The sequence below is a fragment of the Mycobacterium lehmannii genome, from assembly GCF_002245535.1.
GTDB classification, from domain to species: Bacteria; Actinomycetota; Actinomycetes; order Mycobacteriales; family Mycobacteriaceae; genus Mycobacterium; species Mycobacterium lehmannii.
Map to the genome: position 1 here is coordinate 156,380 of NZ_NKCN01000009.1, position 17,786 is coordinate 174,165.

Consider the following 17,786-nt stretch of genomic DNA (forward strand, 5'->3'; position numbering starts at 1 on the left):
GGTTCAGCCTTCCCTCACCGCGCAGCAGGTCAATAGTTCGGCCACCACGTCCTGCACGGCCCGCACCGCGTGGGGTACAGCGGCTGTGACGGCGTCGGACAGGCCGATGCCCTCCTCGACACTGCCGACCTCGCAGCCGATGACTACCGTGTGGGGCGGCGTGCCGCCGAGCGCGTCGAGGGTGGCGAACACCGCAGCCGGATCCATCGCGTGCGCATCCAGACCCGAAGTGGAGGTGAGACTATCGTGGTCGGCCTCGAAGACGTGCACGGTGCCGGGCGAGATTTCGCTGGGAATGGCGTCGACGAGGACGAGCGCGTCACATTCGTCCAGCAGGTCATACGCCAGGTGCAGACCGCGGATCCCATAGTCCACCAGCTGGACACGTTCGCTGGCGAGCCGCGGCGGGAGCTGGCGTATCACCTCGGGGCCGAAGCCGTCGTCCCCGAGAAAGATATTGCCGATGCCGGCGACGAGGATTCGAGACGTGGCTATACCTCGCTCACGGTTACATCCGGCGCATCTTGAGGTAGCGCCGGGCATCTGGGATCGACATGACTCCGATCGCCGCTCCAGCGAGAATGACGGCCGCGACCACACCCACGGCGATCCAACCCACTATTTCCATTTCGAACTCCTTTCCAGCGGCTCGACTTCGTCGGGGGCGAAGTACAGGTAGCGGCCATACCAGTCGTGCATGTCGGCCGCGGGATCGTCCTCGAGGACCACGCCGATGTGCTGATCACCATCGACGTCCTCGTGCACCGAGGTCACACGGGCGATCTTGTCGGCGTAGAACAGATCCTGTGCATCGGCCCGCCGGGACGGGCACAGCCGGACCCGGCTGCCGCGCGCCACCGGCATTCCGTTGACCAGAACCGCGTCCAGTTCCGGTCGTACCGCGGTGTCGGCCAGCGGATCCCACCAGTCAACGTCGGCGGGAACCTCGGGGATCAAACCCGGCCCGTCGGTGCCAGCGTGCGGATGGCGCAACACCCCGTGCAGATCGAGCATCGCCTCGGGTGACATCGTGTCGCAGCGGTCGATGATCTGGGCGGCCAGCGGGTCCGTCGCCCTGGCCTGTGCCTTTTCCTCGTCGGTCATCGTCATGATCCGCAGCGTGAGGATCTCATCGATCTCGGTGGAGTCGTAGAGGGCGCCCCTGCTCTGTTCGGCGATCTCCGGGTGGTCGTACAGAATGATCGGTGAGGCCAGTATCAGGTTGTGATCGCCGGGCGGACCGGCGAGCACCGGGAAGCAGCGGTGCTGTCGGCACCGGGCCGCGGCGTCGACGGCGGAGTGCGGCGGTTCCAGCAGGGACACGAACTCTCCGTCGGTGACCTCCATGAGCACATGGGTGCCGATCAGCGAGGTGGCGATAGCCTCGTCCTTGTCGGCGGCGGGGGTCCCGGTGTTGCGCACCTCGAACGTCAGCCGGAGCAGATCGCCGTCGGGCTCGGCGGACATCGCGAGCTGACCGTGCAATGCACAACGGGTGCGCACCAGCCTGCCGCCGTCGACCATCTCCACGTACCTGCCCTCGGGCACCGAGATGTCAAGGGTGCGCGGCAGAGTCACGATCGGGAACCGTGCGATGGCAATCTCGCGCGCGACGGCCTCGTCCCAGCTCAGCCACGTCTGTGTACCTGTGGTGAGTTCCTCGACCCGTTCGTAACGTCCGCCGCCCAGGTCGCGTTCGGCGCTGCGGTGCTGTAGTTGCAGGAACCGGACCACCCCCGACACCCAGGGCATGCCGTGCGGGCGGACCAGCACCTGCGCGGTCAGCGAAGCGTCCTCACCGATGCCGGCGTCGGCGGCGCCCGGCGGCCCGAGCACTCCGAATTGCCAGCGCGACTGGTTCTTTCCCGAATTGGCCCGATACGGGTAGAGCAGGTAACCCTCGTAGAGCACGGCGTCGGCGACGGCGCGGGCGCGGTCCCAGGCCATGGCCCTATCGCTGTTCGCGTCGGCTGTGCTCACCTCAGCTCCCTCGCCGAACTGTCCGCCAGCAGGGAGGTGATCGCGGCGTCGAAGCCCAGCAGCCCGTGCGCGGTTCGATACGCGGCCAGCGCGTCGATGGTGTCGCGGTCCAACCGCAGCCATCCGGTGTTCGGGAAGTGCTGGCGCATCAGGTCGCGCCACACCTTCACGGGCATGTCGTAGCGTTCCTCGCGGTCCCAGGGCACCTGCTGGACGGCGAAGCCGCGGCTGCCGGGGCTGAAAACTGTTCCGCTGAACAGGAATTGCAGCGGGACGGTGCCGTCGCGCAGCGCATGTAGGTATTTGGCCGCTGAGACCTCGAAGTCATACGTGCACTGCAGCGGCATGTCGACCTGGGTGGCACCGGTGAAGCCGGGCACCATCGCGGTGGCGTGCTGCCACAGGAAGGAGTGCTGGGTGGCCGCCCAGCGATCTCGGGGCCCGAACAGGTCCATGAGCTCGGCGGCCTCGTCGTCGGTGTATGTCCGCCGCGACGGTTCGATGCGCACCTGGCACTTCAGCGCGATCGCATGCACGGGTTCCTCGGCGACTGAGGCGATGCCGATGCGTGCGGTCAGGATCGGCGTCACAGCGTATGGTTCGGGCGTGACGTCGAGGACGGCGAACGTGACATCGCTCATTCGCGGTCCACCACCTGGCCGCGGGCCTCGAGCAGCTCGAAGAACTCGGCCATGTAGTTGCGGACGTCCCGCCCGCCGTCGAAGCCGCGCCACATCATCCGCAGCCGGCCGACGAACTCGTAGCAGGCGTCGATCGGCACCAAATAACCGAGCGGGGAAGCGCTTTCGTCCTGGGGCACCCGCACGAGCAGCGCTTCGGTGTCCTTGGCGAGCATGTCCACGCGGGGATCGGCGGCGCGGATGTCGTTCCACGCGTGCAGATCGAGCTCGGACTCGGTGGCGCCGGCCGGGCCAGGGTAGAAGGCCACGGTGCGCCCGAGCGCGGAGTTGTGGAAGAAGAACGCGAGACCGACCGGGATTTGCAGCGCCTCCCACTGCCGGCGTTCCAACGCGAAGTCACCGAACGTGAGGTAGCGGTCCGGGACGGCGCGATAACGCAGGTCGGCGCCGGTGTCGGTGAACAGCAGGTAGCAGCCGCGGCAGACGCACATCAGTTGGCGGCCTTCGATGTTCACCACATGCTGGTGTTCGTCGGTGATGGCCTCCGCGCACATCTCGCAGCGCTCACCGGCCGGCTCGGGCGTTGTGCGGCTGGCGCGGATCCGGGACAGGACGTCGGTGACATTGCCGGCGCCGCGCATCAGGCCACCTCTTGCGGCACGGCCATCGACAGCACGCCGTCGCGCACCAGCACGGGTATCGGCTCGAGGTGGTTGTCGCCGCCGATCTCGGCGCCGGCGTGAACCACATCGAAGCCGGCACCGCACCCCGGGCACCTCAGCACAGCACCGGAGAGCCGCGCACCCGCCAATGTACCGGTGCAGCTTGGACATCGGTCGCGGTAGGCGTAGATGTTCCCGCCGCTCCGCCCGGCAAGGTCGCCAGCCACCCGGCACGCCAGTGCCGTCACCCCGGACACCCGGAAGCCGCCGACTTCGCCGTCGCTCAAGTCGACCAGTTCCGGGACCGGCTGCCAAGCCGTCGCACGGTGGACGTCGGTGCGTACCCGAGCCATCAGCGAGTCCGCCGGAATGACACTGCGGCCGGGATCCTCTTCCGCGGCAACAACTTCGATCGACTCGATCTCGGGTGCCGCGGCTCTGACGGCGTCCTCGACGGCCAGCTCCAGGGTCACCGACGAGGACGGGCAGCTCTTGCAGCTGCCCTGGAACTGTAGCCGCACGACACCGTCGTGGACCCCAAGCAACGACACGTCGCCGCCGTGCGAACCCAGGTAGGGCCGCACACTGTCCAGGGCTTGCGTCACCCGCCGCTCGACATCGTGCGGGTGCAGCCCGTGCACCAACAGCAGGCTGGCGACGAGGTCATCGGCCGCAAACCGGTCCGCAAGTTCCGGATTGGCGGCCAACGCCACGTCTATCATTCGCTCCAGCGCCGCCCCGTAGAGGTCGGTGACCTCACGGACCAGCCGCTCCGCGCGTTCCCGCGCGACCGCGCCTCCCGAGGAGGACGCGTCGAGCAGGGTTTGGATCCGATCGCCCGCCGTGCGCCACCGGGCGTCATCAAGGACTTCGTCCGGGACTGGCGATCCAGACGGGCCCATGCATCACTCCACGGTCGCGGACTGGGTGGGGGAGTGCACAAGGTCCAGGGTCTTGCCCTTCCCCAGGTACATGTGCACCCCGCACGGCAGACACGGGTCGAAACTGCGCACTGTGCGCATCACGTCGATGCCCTTGAAGTGCTCGCGGTCGTTCTCCTCGAAGATCGGCTGGCCCTGCACCGCATCTTCGTACGGCCCGGGCGTGCCGTAGCTGTCCCGCGGGCTGGCGTTCCACGGCGTCGGCGGATAGGGGTGGTAGTTGGCGATCTTCCCGTCGCGGATCACCATGTGGTGGCTGAGCACCCCGCGCACCGCCTCGGTGAAGCCACAGCCGATGCCCTCGTCGGGCACCTCGAACTTCTCCCAGGTCTTGGTGCGGCCCGCCCGGATTTCGACCAGCGCCTTCTCGGCGAAGTGCAGCGCGCACGCGGCGGCGTAGGCCTGGAAGTACGTGCGGGCACGGTTGCGCTCGATCGTGTTGCTGCCTTGCGGCGGCACCTTCCACTCGAATGAGACCGGTCCCTTGAGCGCGGTCTTGGGCAGGTTGATCTGCACACTGCGGCCCGTCGCCTTGACGTAGCCGATGTCCACTAGGCCGGCCAGCGCGGTCGCCCATAGCCGGGCCAGCGGCCCGCCGCCCGTATCGAGCGCCAAATTGTCCTTGCCGTCGAACCAGCGCGGCGACATCACCCAGCTGTACTTGTCCTCCAAGTCGCGCTTCTGCGGACGCGGATTCGTGTGCTGATTCCACGGATGCCGCCGGTCGACCGGGTTGCCCAGCGGATCGGTCTTGACGAACATCTCCTGATCGGTCCAGTCGTCGTAATACGAGCTGCCCAACAGGATCCGGATTCCGAGGTTGATGTCGACCAGGGAGTGGGTGTGCAACTTGCCGTCGATCACCACGCCGGGCGTGACGAACATCTTGTTGCCCCACATCTCCATGTCCTTGTAGGAGAAGTTGCAGTACTCGGGATCCTGGAAGGAGCCCCAGCAACCCAGCAGGGTGCGCCGCAATCCGACCTGGTCGTAGCCGGGCAGCGCCTCGTAGAAGAAGTCGAACAGGTCGTCGTGCATTGGGACGACCTTCTTCATGAACTCGACGTAGCGCATGAGCCTGGTGATGTAGTCGGTCATCAGCTGGATGGTGGCGACGGTGCCGACGCCACCCGGATACAGCGTCGACGGGTGCACATGGCGGCCCTCCATCAGGCAGAACATCTCCCGGGTCAAGCGGCTGACGACTAGTGCCTCCCGGTAGAAGTCGCCGGTGAACGGGTTGAGTGAACGCATGATGTCGGCGATGGTGCGGTACCCGTGTGCGTCGGCTTGCGGCGCCTGGGTGTTCTCGGCCTTGGCCAGCACACCGGGGTTGGTCTCCTTGACCATCTTCTCGCAGTAGTCGACGCCGACCAGGTTCTCTTGAAAGATGTTGTGGTCGAACAGGTATTCCGCGGCCTCGCCGAGGTTCATGATCCATTCGGCGATGTGTGGCGGCTGAACCCCGTAGGCCATGTTCTGCGTGTAGACCGAGCAGGTGCAGTGGTTGTCGCCGCAGATGCCGCAGATGCGGCTGGTGATGAAGTGCGCGTCGCGAGGATCCTTGCCCTTCATGAAGATTGAATAGCCCCGGAAGATCGACGACGTACTGTGGCACTCGACGACCTCGCGGTTCTCGAAATCGATCTTGGTGTAGATGCCGAGGCTGCCCACGATGCGGGTGATGGGATCCCACGCCATCTCCACCAGCTGACCGGGGTCCCGCTTGATGTGTGACGGCTCGGGGATAGTTGTAGTCATCGAACTGTTCTCTTTCCTCTAATGACCGGTGTTGCACAGCATTACGACAAGTTGGACCATGCCTGTTGGCCCGGGGGGAGGCCCGCACCTACCAGGTGCGGGCCGCTCCGGTGGTGAGTTGCGTGCCGGGATGGCGCCACTTCGGTTCTTTGTCGAGCGTGCGACCCGATATGCGCCGCAGGGGGCGAATCAGAGACCCATACAAACCCGACGCGGTCGACGTGAGCTTGCCGCCCGGTGGCTCATCCATGAACGGCATGAACTTGTCCGGGAAGCCCGGCATCGTGCACCCGATGCAAATGCCGCCCACGTTCGGGCACCCGCCGATGCCGGCCATCCAACCGCGCTTGGGCACGTTGCACTTGACGACCGGACCCCAGCAACCCAGCTTCACAATGCATTTCGGAGAGCCGTACTCCGTGGCGAAGTCGCCCTGCTCGTAGTAGCCCGCCCGGTCACACCCTTCGTGCACGGTGTTGCCGAACAGCCACTTGGGGCGAAGCGCATCGTCCAGCGGAATCATCGGCGCCTGGTCGGTGGCCATGTACAGCAGATACGTCAGCGTCTCGGCGAAATTGTCCGGGTGAACCGGGCAACCGGGTACACACACGATCGGGATGCCGGCCTTGCTCTTCCAGTCCCACCCCAGATAATCCGGGACGCCCATCGCTCCGGTGGGATTACCGGCCATCGCATGGATCCCGCCATAGGTCGCACAGGTACCGGCCGCGACGATCGCGGTGGCCTTGGGCGCCAGCCGGTCCAGCCACTCGCTGGTGGTTATCGGCTGCCCGGTGGCCGGGTCGTTGCCGAACCCGCACCAATACCCTTCGTTCTTGATCTTCTCATTCGGGATCGACCCCTCGACGACCAAAACGAACGGTTCCAAGTCGCCTCGATCGGCCTTGAAGAACCACGCGAGAAAATCGTCGGCGCCGCCCTCCGGTCCGCATTCGAAATCGATTAACGGCCAATGCACGGCGATCTTGGGCAGACCTGGAAGCGCGCCGAGCGCGATCTCCTCGATACTGGGTTGGGTGGCGGCAGTCAGCGCCACCGAATCGCCGTCACAACTCAATCCCGCGTTGATCCACAGCACATGAATCAACGCCTCTTCCGCTTTGACTGCTGCCGCCGTTGGCATACGTCACAGCTTTCCGGGGCCGGGGCTGGCGACCCCTGGCACCACAGGAGTCGACTCTCGACCCACTTGCGCGGTACTACCTCTGGAATTACTCCGCCCAGAAACCCCTGTCAAGTACCTGGCGCGGTGCCAACGCTATTTGCTTGAACGGAGGTGCATCGCGCCGTGTTGCGCTATTGTGCCTGCGTCGCGGTGGGAGGCAAAGCTTAACCATTTCATTGATGAATTAGCCCGAACCGCCAACAATTTCAGAATCCAGGCCGACCCCCGCATGATTGACGGTCGCCTCCGATCATGGAAGCGCTCACCCAGGCCCTCCCGTCGACAGCGGCCCGATCCGATGCCGGTCGCCATCGATGCCAACCGCGGACGGCCGCTGCCCCGCAAAGCTGCGGCGACGGCCAATCGCCCTGGGCGCACTCTCACTGAACTTGGTCCCCGGGATATTTCGCCGGGTCCGGCGCGACCCGCTCTGCCGCGCCGACGTGACGGGTAGCTGTCCGCTGCAACTGCTCTGCGGCATAGTCGGCTGCAGCCTTGTCTGGATGGTGGCTGATCACCGAACGGACACCATCTCCGAAAGTGACTACCGCCCAACCACTTTCGTGTTGCTCCACCTTCACCTCGAACTCGCTGACATGCGGCAAATCGGCCACGGAACTAAACCCCCATCGTTCTGGAAACGGACGGGCGGAGGCTACCCTCACGGGTGACGATGTAAACGCTGTCTGGCCGGTCTGGTTCAACAGGGGTTGGCGGACACCGGGGGTCGTCGATGCGGGCGACCGCCCGCTTGTCGGCGTTGGCGCGGCCGCCGCGAGGTCACGCGCCACGCGCAGGCTGCTTTCGCTAGCTCGCCCCGGGAACGGCAGGCGCACGACCAGTGCGCTCGTAGTCCGTCAAGATGTCGATACGCCGCTGGTGGCGTTCTCCTTTCGAAAAAGAGGTGGCAAGAAAAGTGTCCACGATGGCCAGCGCGTCCTCGACGCTGTGCATCCGCGCGCCGATGCTGACCATTTGAGCGTCGTTGTGCTCACGGGCAAGCGCCGCGGTTTCGGTGTTCCATGCCAAAGCACAGCGGATGCCTTGCACCTTGTTCGCCGCGATCTGCTCACCGTTGCCCGAGCCGCCCAGCACAATGCCCCGGCTGCCGGGGTCGCCGACGGTGCCCATAGCCGCGGCGATGCAGAACGGGGGGTAGTCGTCATTGGGGTCGTCGGTATATGCACCGCAGTCAACCGGATCGTGTCCGCTTTCTTGCAGGTGGCTCATGATGTGCTCTTTGAGTTCATATCCGGCGTGGTCGGAGCCCAGGTAGACGCGCATGCCGCTATCTTGTCAGAGCCTTGGATGGATACCGACGGTGATCCCGTTTTGCCGTGCGCAAGGGAGCGACCCCTCGCAGGTTTGGTCCGGCCTGTTTCGGATCGATCATGGCCGTGGACGCGCTCGCGCGTGTGGCCAGGGTGTGTCGTGACGGTCGGGCGAATAAAGCCGCATCGCGAGCATGACCCCCGTGAACATTTTGAATCAGGTCGGCTGCCGCGGGCCGGCGCGGGGCGATCTCGTCCCTGCCCTTGACAAAGGCTCCCGTCACAGGCTGAACTGAACCCATCGTGAAAATAGATTTCCACTATACGAAATCCGGTGTGTTCGGCCGCCGACGCAGCGCAGTGCCGTATGCAGGAAGGAACTCGCCGTGACGACCGCCGCATATACGGTCAACTGCTCGATTCTGCTGACCGACCGTCCGCTGCTCGAACGGCCGGGCGCCGCCCGAGACGCGGGCTTCGACGCAGTCGAATTCTGGTGGCCGTTCACCGAGCCAGTGCCGTCCGACCGCGAGACACAAGCCTTCATTCGCGCTATCGCCGATACTGGGGTGACGTTATCGGGGCTCAACTTCGCCGCAGGCGACATGGCCGCCGGCGAACGGGGCATCCTGTCGGATCCATCGCGCAGCACCATCTTCCGCGACAACGTCGACGTCGCGGTGGGCGTCGCCGAAGCGCTGGGCACCAAGGCCCTCAACGCGTTGTACGGCAACCGCATTAACGGCGCGGACCCTGCGGTGCAGGACGAGATCGCCGTTCAGAACCTGGCGTACGCGGCCCGCGCGGCCGACCGGATCGGCGCGGTTGTGCTCGTGGAGCCGGTCAGTGGCGCGCCGGCCTACCCGCTCAAAAAGGCGGCAGACGCCGTTGAAGTCATCGACCGCGTGGTCGCCGATTGCGACCACAGGGTGCAGAACTTGCGGCTCCTCGCCGACCTCTACCACCTGGCCGTCAACGGCGACGACGTCGGCTCGGTCCTCGACACCTACGCCCACCGGATCGGCCATGTACAGATCGCCGACGCGCCCGGGCGCGGAGAGCCCGGCACCGGCACGCTCGACTTGGCGGGCTATCTCGATCAGCTCGCCGCCAACGGCTACCGCGGATACATCGGGCTTGAGTACAAGGCCACCCTCCCGGATCCCTTCGACTGGCTCCCGCGCCTGCGGCGATCGGCACGCGACGGCGAAATGCGTGCTTCGTCGTCACAGAACTGAGGCAGCCGTGAGCACCATCGGATTCATCGGCCTCGGAATCATGGGCAGCCCCATGGCTGCCCACCTGGCCCAGGCCGGTCACCGGGTCATCGGGTACAACAGGTCGCTTGAGCGCACGGCGGCCCTGGTGGAAGCCGGTGGTTCGGCGGCCGACTCGATCGCGGCCGCGGTGGCCGACGCCGAGGTCGTCGCGGTGATGGTTCCGGACTCGCCGGATGTGCGCGACGTCCTTGCCGGGGAAGGCGGCGTCTTCGACAACGCCCGGGCGGGCACCTTGATCATCGACTTCTCCAGCATCCGGCCCGACGTCACCACCGAGTTGGCGGCGGAGGCTGCCCGGCGGGGGCTGCGGCTCGTTGACGCTCCCGTTTCGGGTGGGGAAACCGGAGCCATCAACGCGACGCTGTCAATCATGGTCGGCGGGGCTGCCGACGACGTGGCCGCGGCCAAACCCATCCTCGACGCCGTCGGCAAGACCATTGTCCACGTCGGCCCCAACGGCTCGGGTCAGACGGTGAAGGCCGCGAATCAGCTCGTCGTGGCCGGCAACATCGCCCTGCTGGCCGAGGCCATCGTGTTTCTTGAGGCTCATGGCGTCGATACCGCCGCGGCCGTTCGCGTGCTGGCCGGGGGCCTCGCCGGGTCGGCCGTGCTCGACCAGAAGGCACAAAAGATGCTCGACCGCTCCTTCGAGCCAGGCTTCCGCATCGACCTGCACCACAAGGATCTCGGCATCGTGACCAGCGCCGCGCGGGAAACCGGAGCTGTCATACCGATAGGCTCCGCGGTCGCCCAGCTGATGGCGGCCGCGCGCGCTAACGGCGACGGCGGCCTCGACCATTCGGCTCTGTTCCGGACAGTGGCGCGGCTTTCCGGTCAGCAACGCGACTGAAATCCAACCCGGGATCACAGGGAGTACCAATGCCACGCATGCGCGCCGTCGACGCGGCGGTCAAAATACTCGAATTAGAGGGCGCAACTCAAACTTTCGGGCTGCCCGGAGCGGCAATAAATCCGTTCTACTCCGCGATGCGCGCGCACGGAGGGATCAAACACATCCTGGCCCGCCACGTCGAGGGCGCTAGCCACATGGCAGAAGGCTATACCCGGGCCGCGGCAGGAAACATCGGGATCTGCGTCGGCACGTCCGGCCCGGCTGGCACCGACATGATCACTGGCCTGTACTCGGCGGCGGCGGATTCAATCCCGATTCTGGCCATCACCGGGCAGGCACCGACCGCGCGGCTGCACAAAGAGGATTTCCAGGCTGTCGACATCGCCGCCATCGCCGCCCCGGTTACCAAGATGGCGATGACGGTGCTCGAGCCCGGGCAGGTCCCAGGGGCGTTCGCACAGGCGTTTCACCTCATGCGATCGGGTCGGCCCGGCCCGGTGCTGATCGATCTTCCGCTCGATGTGCAGCTCGCCGAAATCGACTTCGATCCAGACACCTATGCGCCGCTGCCGATCTACAAGCCCAGGGCAACGCGGGCTCAAGCAGAAAAGGCCCTGAACATGATGGCAGCCGCGCAACGCCCGGTGATCATCGCCGGCGGCGGAGTTGTCAACGCCGCGGGAGAGGACTTGCTCGTCGAACTCGCCGAACTGCTCGACGTTCCGGTGGTCCCCACCCTGATGGGTTGGGGCGCGATTCCCGACGACCATCGACTCGCCGCGGGCATGGCGGGACTGCATACCGCGCACCGCTACGGCAACGCGACCATGCTGGCATCCGACTTCGTGCTGGGCATCGGCAATCGGTGGGCGAACAGACATACCGGCGGACTCGAAACATATTGCAGAGGACGTACATTCGTACATGTTGACATCGAGCCCACACAGATCGGGCGTGTCTTCGCTCCAGCCTACAGCATCGTATCCGACGCCAAGGCTGCCCTGGAACAGATGGTCGACATCGCCCGCGAGCGCCGTGCCGGTGGGCTGCTGCCCGATCGCGGCTCGTGGGTGCAGGAGTGCCTCAACCGCAAGCGCACCATGCACCGTAAGACCCATTTCGATGACGTACCGGTCAAACCCCAGCGTGTCTACCAGGAGATGAACAAGGTCTTCGGCCGCGATACCCGCTATGTCAGTGCAATTGGGCTATCGCAAATCGCCGGCGGTCAGTTTCTGCAGGTCTATCGGCAACGGGGCTGGATCAACTGCGGACAAGCCGGGCCGCTCGGCTGGACATTGCCTGCGGCGCTTGGAGTCGTGGCGGCCGACCCGACGGCAACCGTCGTGGGACTGTCCGGCGACTACGACTTCCAGTTCCTCATCGAGGAATTGGCGGTTGGTGCCCAGTTCAATCTGCCGTATATCCACGTCGTGGTGAACAACTCCTATCTCGGGCTGATCCGTCAGGCGCAACGGCAGTTCGACATGGACTACCACGTGTCGCTCGCCTTCGACAACATCAACGTCCAGGAGAACGACGCCGAACCGCTCGCCATGCCCAAGGGTTACGGTGTGGACCATGTCCGCGTCGCCGAGGGTCTTGGCTGCAAGGCTATCCGCGTGACGGAGCCCGGCGACATCGCGTCAGCGCTCAATCGCGCCAAATCGCTTGCAGGCGAACACAAAGTCCCCGTCGTGGTGGAAATCTTCCTCGAACGGATCACGAACATCGCGATGGGTACCGACCTCGACAACATTGTCGAGTTCGAGCCGCTGGCAGATCATCTCGACGAGTCCCCGTCGGCCTACGCCCTCTTCGACTAGCCCCGATCGGCGCACAAAGGACTGGCCGCTCGCCCAGCTTAGATCCGTCCGGAGGTGATTGGTCCAGGGCGTCGACCGTAGCGATCGACGAATGCATCAACGACAGCGGACCCACCACCGCGCACTTCTGTTGCACCCCAATAGGGCAGGTGTGGACACGACATCGATAAGGGCACCGCGTCGCGCAGCAACCGCGCAGACGTGGCCGACGTCATTGCCCAGCCAGCTCACACCCGGATCGTAGGGTCAGACCCCGTGACCATCGTCGACCAGCAAGAAACAATCGTTTCCCGCCGACTCGACCGAACCGATCGGACCACGATTGCCGCGGGGGCGGGCGTCGTCTTGGCGCTTCACTTACTTGGCTGGGGAGTGCTGGTTCTCGCGGTGGCGCCGCAGCACATCACGCTTGGCTCGGCGGGTGTCTTCGGCGTCGGACTGGGCGCGACCGCTTACCTGCTTGGCGTGCGGCACGCCTTCGACGCCGATCACATCGCGGTGATCGACAACACCACCCGCAAGCTGGTCGGGGAGGGCACTCGCTCGTTGTCGACCGGGTTCTGGTTCTCGCTGGGGCACTCGAGCGTCGTGTTCGGGCTGGCGTTCATGTTGGCGATCGGTGTGCGCGCCATTGTGGGACCGGTGCAGCACGAGGGCTCGCTACTGTTGCAGACACTGGGACTGGTGGGCTCCCTTGTTGCGGGTACTTTCCTCATTCTGATTGGGCTGTTGAATCTGTTCGCCGCGGTGGGCATCACCAAAGTGTTTCGCCGGATGCGCAGCGGTGACTTCGATGAGACCGCATTCGAAAGGCAACTTGAGAACCGCGGCTTCCTGGCACGACTATTCGCCCGGGTTATTCGCCGGGTGAGCAAGCCCTGGCACCTATACCCGGTTGGGCTGCTGATGGGCCTTAGCTTGGATACGGCGACCCAGGTGGCGCTGCTGGTGCTGGCTGCGGGAGCTGCGGCGTTCACGCTGCCGTGGTACGCCATCCTGGTGTTGCCCGTGCTGTTTGCGGCCGGCATGAGTCTGTTCGACGCGCTCGACGGAATTCTCATGTCGCGGGCCTACGGCTGGGCATTCCTAGCGCCGGTGCGCCAGGTGTACTACAACCTGACGGTGACGGTGCTGTCGGTGGTCGTCGCACTGGCCATCGGCGTCATCATGCTCGCCGGCCTGCTGGCGGACTGCCTCGATATAGAGTCTGGTCCGCTGGCTGCGATGGGGTCGGCGAACCTCGGGTTCGTCGGCTTCATGATCGTCGGCCTGTTCGCTGCGGCTTGGGCGATCGTCCTTGCGGTCTGGCGCCTCGGGCGGGTCGAGAAGCGCTGGGCCCCAGAGATTTCCGCCTAGCGATCGGAGGCAAAAGTACTATACACACCGCAGAAAAGGGCGCAGTCCTCGGTCCAGGTCAGCGTCGATCGGCACGATGGCCGGGCGCCAAACACGACGTGTTCCTGTCGGTGCAGCATGACGACCATGGCTCACTTCGACATCGCGATGATCAACACTAGGTTCGGGCACCTCGATTCTCGACGACCGTATGTCAAATAGCGGCTTGGCGATCTGCGAGCAGAGTGAGTTCGGCGGGCCATGCGTCCGGCTGACTGACCCGAAGGCCGCAAACACCGACGCCGTGATGCTCGGCGCCGAAATCACGAGCGCCACACTCCGCGGGCTGTTGGGCAAGGTGCAGCGCGAACTGGTCGATTGCCGTCGAGCGCCCCGACGCGCTGCGGCCAGCTCCCGTGCATCGACGCAGGCAGCGGCCAACTCGAGGCTGTGCAAGCTGAAGTACACGCCAGAGGTACCGACGACGGCTCGATCGACGTCGGCAGTCGACGATCGGTCCCAGGTGATCCGTGCAGATCTGGGCGAGCGCGGTCGAAACGAGTCGCTGCCTGCCGTCTGCAGTTTTGTCGCAGCTAGCTTCACCCTTGGAAGGCTGTACTCAGCTCCTTGGCTGCCCGCTGCATGACTGGAGCGACCCGCTCCGCGGCGTCCAACCGGAGTCGGATGGCGGGCCCAGACACCGAGATGGCAGTTGGAATCGGTGCCCCAGGCACAGGCACCGCAAAGCACCGAACACCGATCTCCTGTTCGCCGTCATCGATGGCGAACCCACGAACGCGACTACGCGCGATATCGGCGTTCAGCGCCTCGACATCGGTGATGGAATTTTCGGTAAAGCGCGGCAAGCCGACCCGTGCTATCAGTGACCGCACGCTCTGCTCGGGCATCTGCAGAAGTAAAGCCTTCCCCACACCGGTGCAATGCAGATGGACCCGGCGTCCCACCTCAATGAATGTTCGCATGGTGTGGTTCGAGGCGACCTGAGCAACATATACCGCCATATCGATGTCCAATACCGCCATGTTTGCGGTTTCACCAATCTCCTGGACAAGGCTGGCCAGTTGGCTTCGCGACGACGGTCCAAACTGTTGGCTGGCGCCCTGACCGAGCCGAATGAGCCGCGGGCCCAAAGCGTACTGTTTATTCGGCAGCTGACGGACGTAGCCCCTGCGCAAGACAGTGCTGACCAGTCTGTGGATGGTGGGAATCGGCAAATCAGCCTCGGCAGCAAGTTCGCTCAACCCAATTGGTTCGCCGACAGCGGCCATGATCTCTAGGACGTCGAAAGCGCGCTCCACCGACTGCACACCATTCGAGGCCTGCGACTTGGTCATCACCCTCTGTTCCACCGCCGACAGTTGCTCCACATTTCCGCCATACGAAACCGGCTCATCAACGATATCCCGTACGCCAGCAGGCCGGTGTATCGCACCGGCACTGGAAGCATGCCGCTGCTGTGCGCCGTTGAGGGTCCAAGCCGACCCAAGCGCGACACCCTGGTGCCAGTCCGCCGAAGCTGATGACCTCATCTGCTTCACGGCTCCAAGGGAAAGCTCGCCATTCTTGGCGCTGTCAACGGCCAGCTTCTTCATCAAGGGCTGACTGGTCAAGCCCGGGGCCTCGTCAGCACATATTGCACTTCGCCCGAGGCGATCGAAGGCAGAGCCCGTCACAAAGAAGAATCTCGCGGAACGCGATCTCAACATCGCCGAATTTCAGGTGAACACAGTCTCGGCCCATGAACCTGCTGCTGCTAGTAGGGCTTCCCCCGCGTTGCTACTCGGTCAGGGGTTGAGCCATCAGAGATCTGGCGGCAATGTCGTGGGCAACCGACTGCTCAACCGGGGCGTTGGGAGGTCCAAGCTGAACCTGGTATTGGAAACGCTCGACGTGCGTCCGCATTTCAAATGGCGCGGACTGGGCGGTAGCTCGTGCAGAACGCTTGAAGGTCCCAATGAGGTCGTTAACCTACGGGAGTGCGGTGTTTGGCAGTTGCACGGCGAATCCGCGCAAGTACTCGGCCGAACGGCTGACGGCAACTTGGGTGGCAGTATACGTGGCCGTGGTTAGCGTGAAATGCGCTGTGTATCCCTGTGGTCAGTACCCCGCGTTTGACCCGCGGTTCGGTCCGATGGATACCTGATGCCGGTCAGGCAGCCGCTATGGCTGGGGCTGGACTTAGGCACCCAGCATGCTCGCGCGCTCGTCGTTAACGACGACGGCGAAGTCTTCGGGACGGGTCGGGCAGCCCTGACCAGTACCCGCTGCGGTCGTCGGCATCAGCAGGATCCCGAGCAATGGTGGGCCGCGGTGGCCGCGGCCACGCGCGCGGCCTTGGCCGACGTGCACGCCGACACGGTGGGGGCGCTCGCCGTCGCCGCCACCTCAGGCACGGTCCTGCTGGTTGACCGCGCCGGTCATCCGCGCACCGAAGCGCTGATGTATGACGACGCGCGAGCAGTCCAGGAGGCCGTCCTCGTCGAGGACATCGGCGCACCCTTGTGGCGCGAGCTTGGATATGAGCACATGCAGCCCTCCTGGGCCCTGCCCAAGCTGTTGTGGCTGTTAAACACACATCCCCACCTGGCGAATGAGACGGTCCGGTTGTGCCACCAGGCGGACCTGATCACTGCCCGGCTCATCGGTCGTCCGGGGCCGACTGACACGAGCAATGCGCTGAAATCCGGATACCACCTCCTCGAGGAACGCTGGCCCAGCGAAGTTCTCAACCGGCTTGGGATTCCCCCACAGATCCTGCCCGCGGTGGTGCGCCCCGGCGCCCTGCTCGGTCGCGTAACCGCTCACGCATCCGCGGTGACTGCTATTCCAGCCGGCACACCGGTGGTGGCGGGAATGACAGACGGTTGTGCGGCGCAACTCGGCGCCGGTTGCGTCGAGATCGGATCGTGGAACTCAGTACTCGGTACAACGCTGGTCCTCAAGGGCGTCTCACCACGGTTGGTCCGCGACCCGGCAGGAGCACTCTACTGCCACCGCGGCCTTAACGGCACTTGGCTTCCCGGGGGCGCGTCGAACAGCGGCGCGGGCGTGATTGCGGAATGGTTCGCCCACGCCGATCTCGCCGAACTGACCGCCCGGGCAGCGCAGTTGCCGATTGGGCCGGTGGCCTACCCGCTCATTGGGCGTGGAGAGCGGTTCCCCTTCCGGGCCGCCGACGCCGAGACATTCATGCTGGGCCACCCCGACACGGATGCACACGTGTTCGCCGCGGTGCTCCTCGGTGTAGCCTGCGTGGAGCGACTATGCTTCGATCGGATCACCATGCTGGGCGCTCCGACGGACGGCATGCTGACCTTCACTGGCGGCGCCACCCGCAACGAGTACTGGACACAATTGCGCGCCGACTTGCTCGGCAGAACAGTCCACATACCCGAGCAAGCTGAGCCCGCCTTGGGTATGGCGATCCTCGCCTCGACATTGGGCGGCCGATCCGTGGCAGAGGCCGCCTCCTCTATGGTGCGCCGGCGAGGCGAACGGACCCCAAATCCGGCCCGGGCCGACATCCTGAGACAGCGCTACGCCGATTTCGTACAGGCCTTGACGGTCCGGGGCTGGCTCGACGCCGCTATCGCCGAGTACGCCCGTGCCAGGCTATAGGCGCTATGAATTCGACTGGCGGCGCACAAGTACGGGCCGAATCAGACATCAATAGAGTCGGAGGCGCTTACATGGTGTCGCTGCCGGGGGTGATGCGAACCCCGTTTTGTCATGGGCACGAGATCGCGGCGTTGCCGCGACATTTATCATGGATAATAACGATTATCCATGAATAAGGACCGAAGACGCTGCCGCGCAGCATGATTGGGTCCGCTATAGCGTCACAGTGACGTATCGACCGTGTGCCAGCCATAGGGCCAACGCGGCGAAACCGTAAGCCTGTGGTCTTCTTTGGCGCTGGCAAGGATCCTGCTGCAGATAGGGCCGGCCCGCTCTGGGTCTCCGGCGGCCACGACGGCGCGATCTCTCGGGCGTTGCGATGACAAATGCCCATCACCGACCCTCGTCTAG

Annotated in this window: 16 protein-coding genes; 5 read left to right on the forward strand and 11 right to left on the reverse strand. The window is 64.9% G+C overall.

Features of this window, described 5'->3' with window-relative positions; genetic code table 11:
* Nucleotides 1–3: 3 nt before the first annotated feature.
* From CEX87_RS12635 to CEX87_RS12680, 10 genes are all read right to left on the reverse strand, one after another.
* Nucleotides 4–543 carry a hydrogenase maturation protease gene (locus CEX87_RS12635; protein WP_094287519.1) on the reverse strand — a complete coding sequence of 180 codons (540 nt, stop codon included), beginning with the start codon at nucleotides 541–543 and terminating at the stop codon, nucleotides 4–6.
* Nucleotides 509–628 (reverse strand): DUF6893 family small protein, encoded by a 120-nt coding sequence (locus CEX87_RS27975; RefSeq protein ID WP_094287521.1) that lies wholly within the window; start codon nucleotides 626–628, stop codon nucleotides 509–511. The genes CEX87_RS12635 and CEX87_RS27975 overlap by 35 nt, the downstream gene beginning before the upstream one ends.
* Complete coding sequence (locus CEX87_RS12645) at nucleotides 619–1,947, reverse strand: hypothetical protein (RefSeq protein ID WP_094287611.1); 1,329 nt, start codon at nucleotides 1,945–1,947, stop codon at nucleotides 619–621. The genes CEX87_RS27975 and CEX87_RS12645 overlap by 10 nt, the downstream gene beginning before the upstream one ends.
* A 29-nt stretch (nucleotides 1,948–1,976) precedes the next feature.
* Nucleotides 1,977–2,621, reverse strand: coding sequence for a DUF6084 family protein (locus tag CEX87_RS12650; protein ID WP_094287523.1), 645 nt, complete (start codon nucleotides 2,619–2,621; stop codon nucleotides 1,977–1,979).
* Nucleotides 2,618–3,262, reverse strand: coding sequence for a DUF5947 family protein (locus tag CEX87_RS12655; protein ID WP_094287525.1), 645 nt, complete (start codon nucleotides 3,260–3,262; stop codon nucleotides 2,618–2,620). The genes CEX87_RS12650 and CEX87_RS12655 overlap by 4 nt, the downstream gene beginning before the upstream one ends.
* A complete protein-coding gene (locus CEX87_RS12660; protein ID WP_094287527.1) occupies nucleotides 3,262–4,185 on the reverse strand; it encodes a NifU family protein in 924 nt (307 codons plus the stop codon). The genes CEX87_RS12655 and CEX87_RS12660 overlap by 1 nt, the downstream gene beginning before the upstream one ends.
* A gap of 3 nt (nucleotides 4,186–4,188) precedes the next feature.
* Nucleotides 4,189–5,985 (reverse strand): nickel-dependent hydrogenase large subunit, encoded by a 1,797-nt coding sequence (locus CEX87_RS12665; protein ID WP_094287529.1) that lies wholly within the window; start codon nucleotides 5,983–5,985, stop codon nucleotides 4,189–4,191.
* Between the two features lie 88 nt (nucleotides 5,986–6,073).
* Nucleotides 6,074–7,129 carry an NADH-quinone oxidoreductase subunit B family protein gene (locus tag CEX87_RS12670; protein ID WP_094287531.1) on the reverse strand — a complete coding sequence of 352 codons (1,056 nt, stop codon included), beginning with the start codon at nucleotides 7,127–7,129 and terminating at the stop codon, nucleotides 6,074–6,076.
* A gap of 422 nt (nucleotides 7,130–7,551) precedes the next feature.
* Complete coding sequence (locus CEX87_RS12675; RefSeq protein ID WP_094287533.1) at nucleotides 7,552–7,785, reverse strand: hypothetical protein; 234 nt, start codon at nucleotides 7,783–7,785, stop codon at nucleotides 7,552–7,554.
* 193 nt (nucleotides 7,786–7,978) lie between these two features.
* Nucleotides 7,979–8,455, reverse strand: a complete 477-nt coding sequence (locus CEX87_RS12680; protein WP_094287535.1) for a ribose-5-phosphate isomerase — start codon at nucleotides 8,453–8,455, stop codon at nucleotides 7,979–7,981.
* A gap of 373 nt (nucleotides 8,456–8,828) precedes the next feature.
* Between CEX87_RS12680 and CEX87_RS12685 the strand changes: the two genes are divergently transcribed.
* The 4 genes from CEX87_RS12685 (at nucleotide 8,829) to nicT (ending at nucleotide 13,757) form a co-directional block, all read left to right on the forward strand.
* Nucleotides 8,829–9,680 (forward strand): hydroxypyruvate isomerase family protein, encoded by an 852-nt coding sequence (locus CEX87_RS12685; protein WP_094287537.1) that lies wholly within the window; start codon nucleotides 8,829–8,831, stop codon nucleotides 9,678–9,680.
* Between the two features lie 7 nt (nucleotides 9,681–9,687).
* Entirely contained in the window at nucleotides 9,688–10,572 is an 885-nt protein-coding gene (locus tag CEX87_RS12690) for a 2-hydroxy-3-oxopropionate reductase (RefSeq protein WP_233151372.1), read from the forward strand.
* 29 nt (nucleotides 10,573–10,601) lie between these two features.
* Nucleotides 10,602–12,401 carry a glyoxylate carboligase gene (gcl, locus tag CEX87_RS12695; protein ID WP_094287541.1) on the forward strand — a complete coding sequence of 600 codons (1,800 nt, stop codon included), beginning with the start codon at nucleotides 10,602–10,604 and terminating at the stop codon, nucleotides 12,399–12,401.
* 255 nt (nucleotides 12,402–12,656) lie between these two features.
* Nucleotides 12,657–13,757: a Nickel transporter NicT gene (gene nicT, locus CEX87_RS12700; RefSeq protein ID WP_094287543.1), complete on the forward strand. Its 1,101-nt coding sequence runs from the start codon at nucleotides 12,657–12,659 to the stop codon at nucleotides 13,755–13,757.
* Between the two features lie 578 nt (nucleotides 13,758–14,335).
* On the opposite strand, the gene CEX87_RS12705 is transcribed toward nicT, so the two are convergent.
* The gene (locus tag CEX87_RS12705) at nucleotides 14,336–15,091 is read right to left on the reverse strand and encodes an IclR family transcriptional regulator (protein ID WP_094287613.1); all 756 of its coding nucleotides are present in this window, start codon (nucleotides 15,089–15,091) and stop codon (nucleotides 14,336–14,338) included.
* Nucleotides 15,092–15,899: 808 nt separating this feature from the next.
* Between CEX87_RS12705 and CEX87_RS12710 the strand changes: the two genes are divergently transcribed.
* Nucleotides 15,900–17,375 (forward strand): FGGY-family carbohydrate kinase, encoded by a 1,476-nt coding sequence (locus CEX87_RS12710; RefSeq protein WP_094287545.1) that lies wholly within the window; start codon nucleotides 15,900–15,902, stop codon nucleotides 17,373–17,375.
* Nucleotides 17,376–17,786: the final 411 nt, after the last annotated feature.

Coding starts and splice junctions, on each gene's coding strand:
- CEX87_RS12655 (WP_094287525.1), bottom strand. CDS start 3,262: ATGCGCGGCGCCGGCAATGTCACCGACGTCCTGTCCCGGATCCGCGCC.
- CEX87_RS27975 (WP_094287521.1), bottom strand. CDS start 628: ATGGAAATAGTGGGTTGGATCGCCGTGGGTGTGGTCGCGGCCGTCATT.
- CEX87_RS12670 (WP_094287531.1), bottom strand. CDS start 7,129: ATGCCAACGGCGGCAGCAGTCAAAGCGGAAGAGGCGTTGATTCATGTG.
- CEX87_RS12650 (WP_094287523.1), bottom strand. CDS start 2,621: ATGAGCGATGTCACGTTCGCCGTCCTCGACGTCACGCCCGAACCATAC.
- CEX87_RS12680 (WP_094287535.1), bottom strand. CDS start 8,455: ATGCGCGTCTACCTGGGCTCCGACCACGCCGGATATGAACTCAAAGAG.
- CEX87_RS12710 (WP_094287545.1), top strand. CDS start 15,900: ATGCCGGTCAGGCAGCCGCTATGGCTGGGGCTGGACTTAGGCACCCAG.
- CEX87_RS12665 (WP_094287529.1), bottom strand. CDS start 5,985: ATGACTACAACTATCCCCGAGCCGTCACACATCAAGCGGGACCCCGGT.
- gcl (WP_094287541.1), top strand. CDS start 10,602: ATGCCACGCATGCGCGCCGTCGACGCGGCGGTCAAAATACTCGAATTA.
- CEX87_RS12705 (WP_094287613.1), bottom strand. CDS start 15,091: ATGACCAAGTCGCAGGCCTCGAATGGTGTGCAGTCGGTGGAGCGCGCT.
- CEX87_RS12660 (WP_094287527.1), bottom strand. CDS start 4,185: ATGGGCCCGTCTGGATCGCCAGTCCCGGACGAAGTCCTTGATGACGCC.
- CEX87_RS12645 (WP_094287611.1), bottom strand. CDS start 1,947: ATGGCCTGGGACCGCGCCCGCGCCGTCGCCGACGCCGTGCTCTACGAG.
- CEX87_RS12635 (WP_094287519.1), bottom strand. CDS start 543: ATGCCCGGCGCTACCTCAAGATGCGCCGGATGTAACCGTGAGCGAGGT.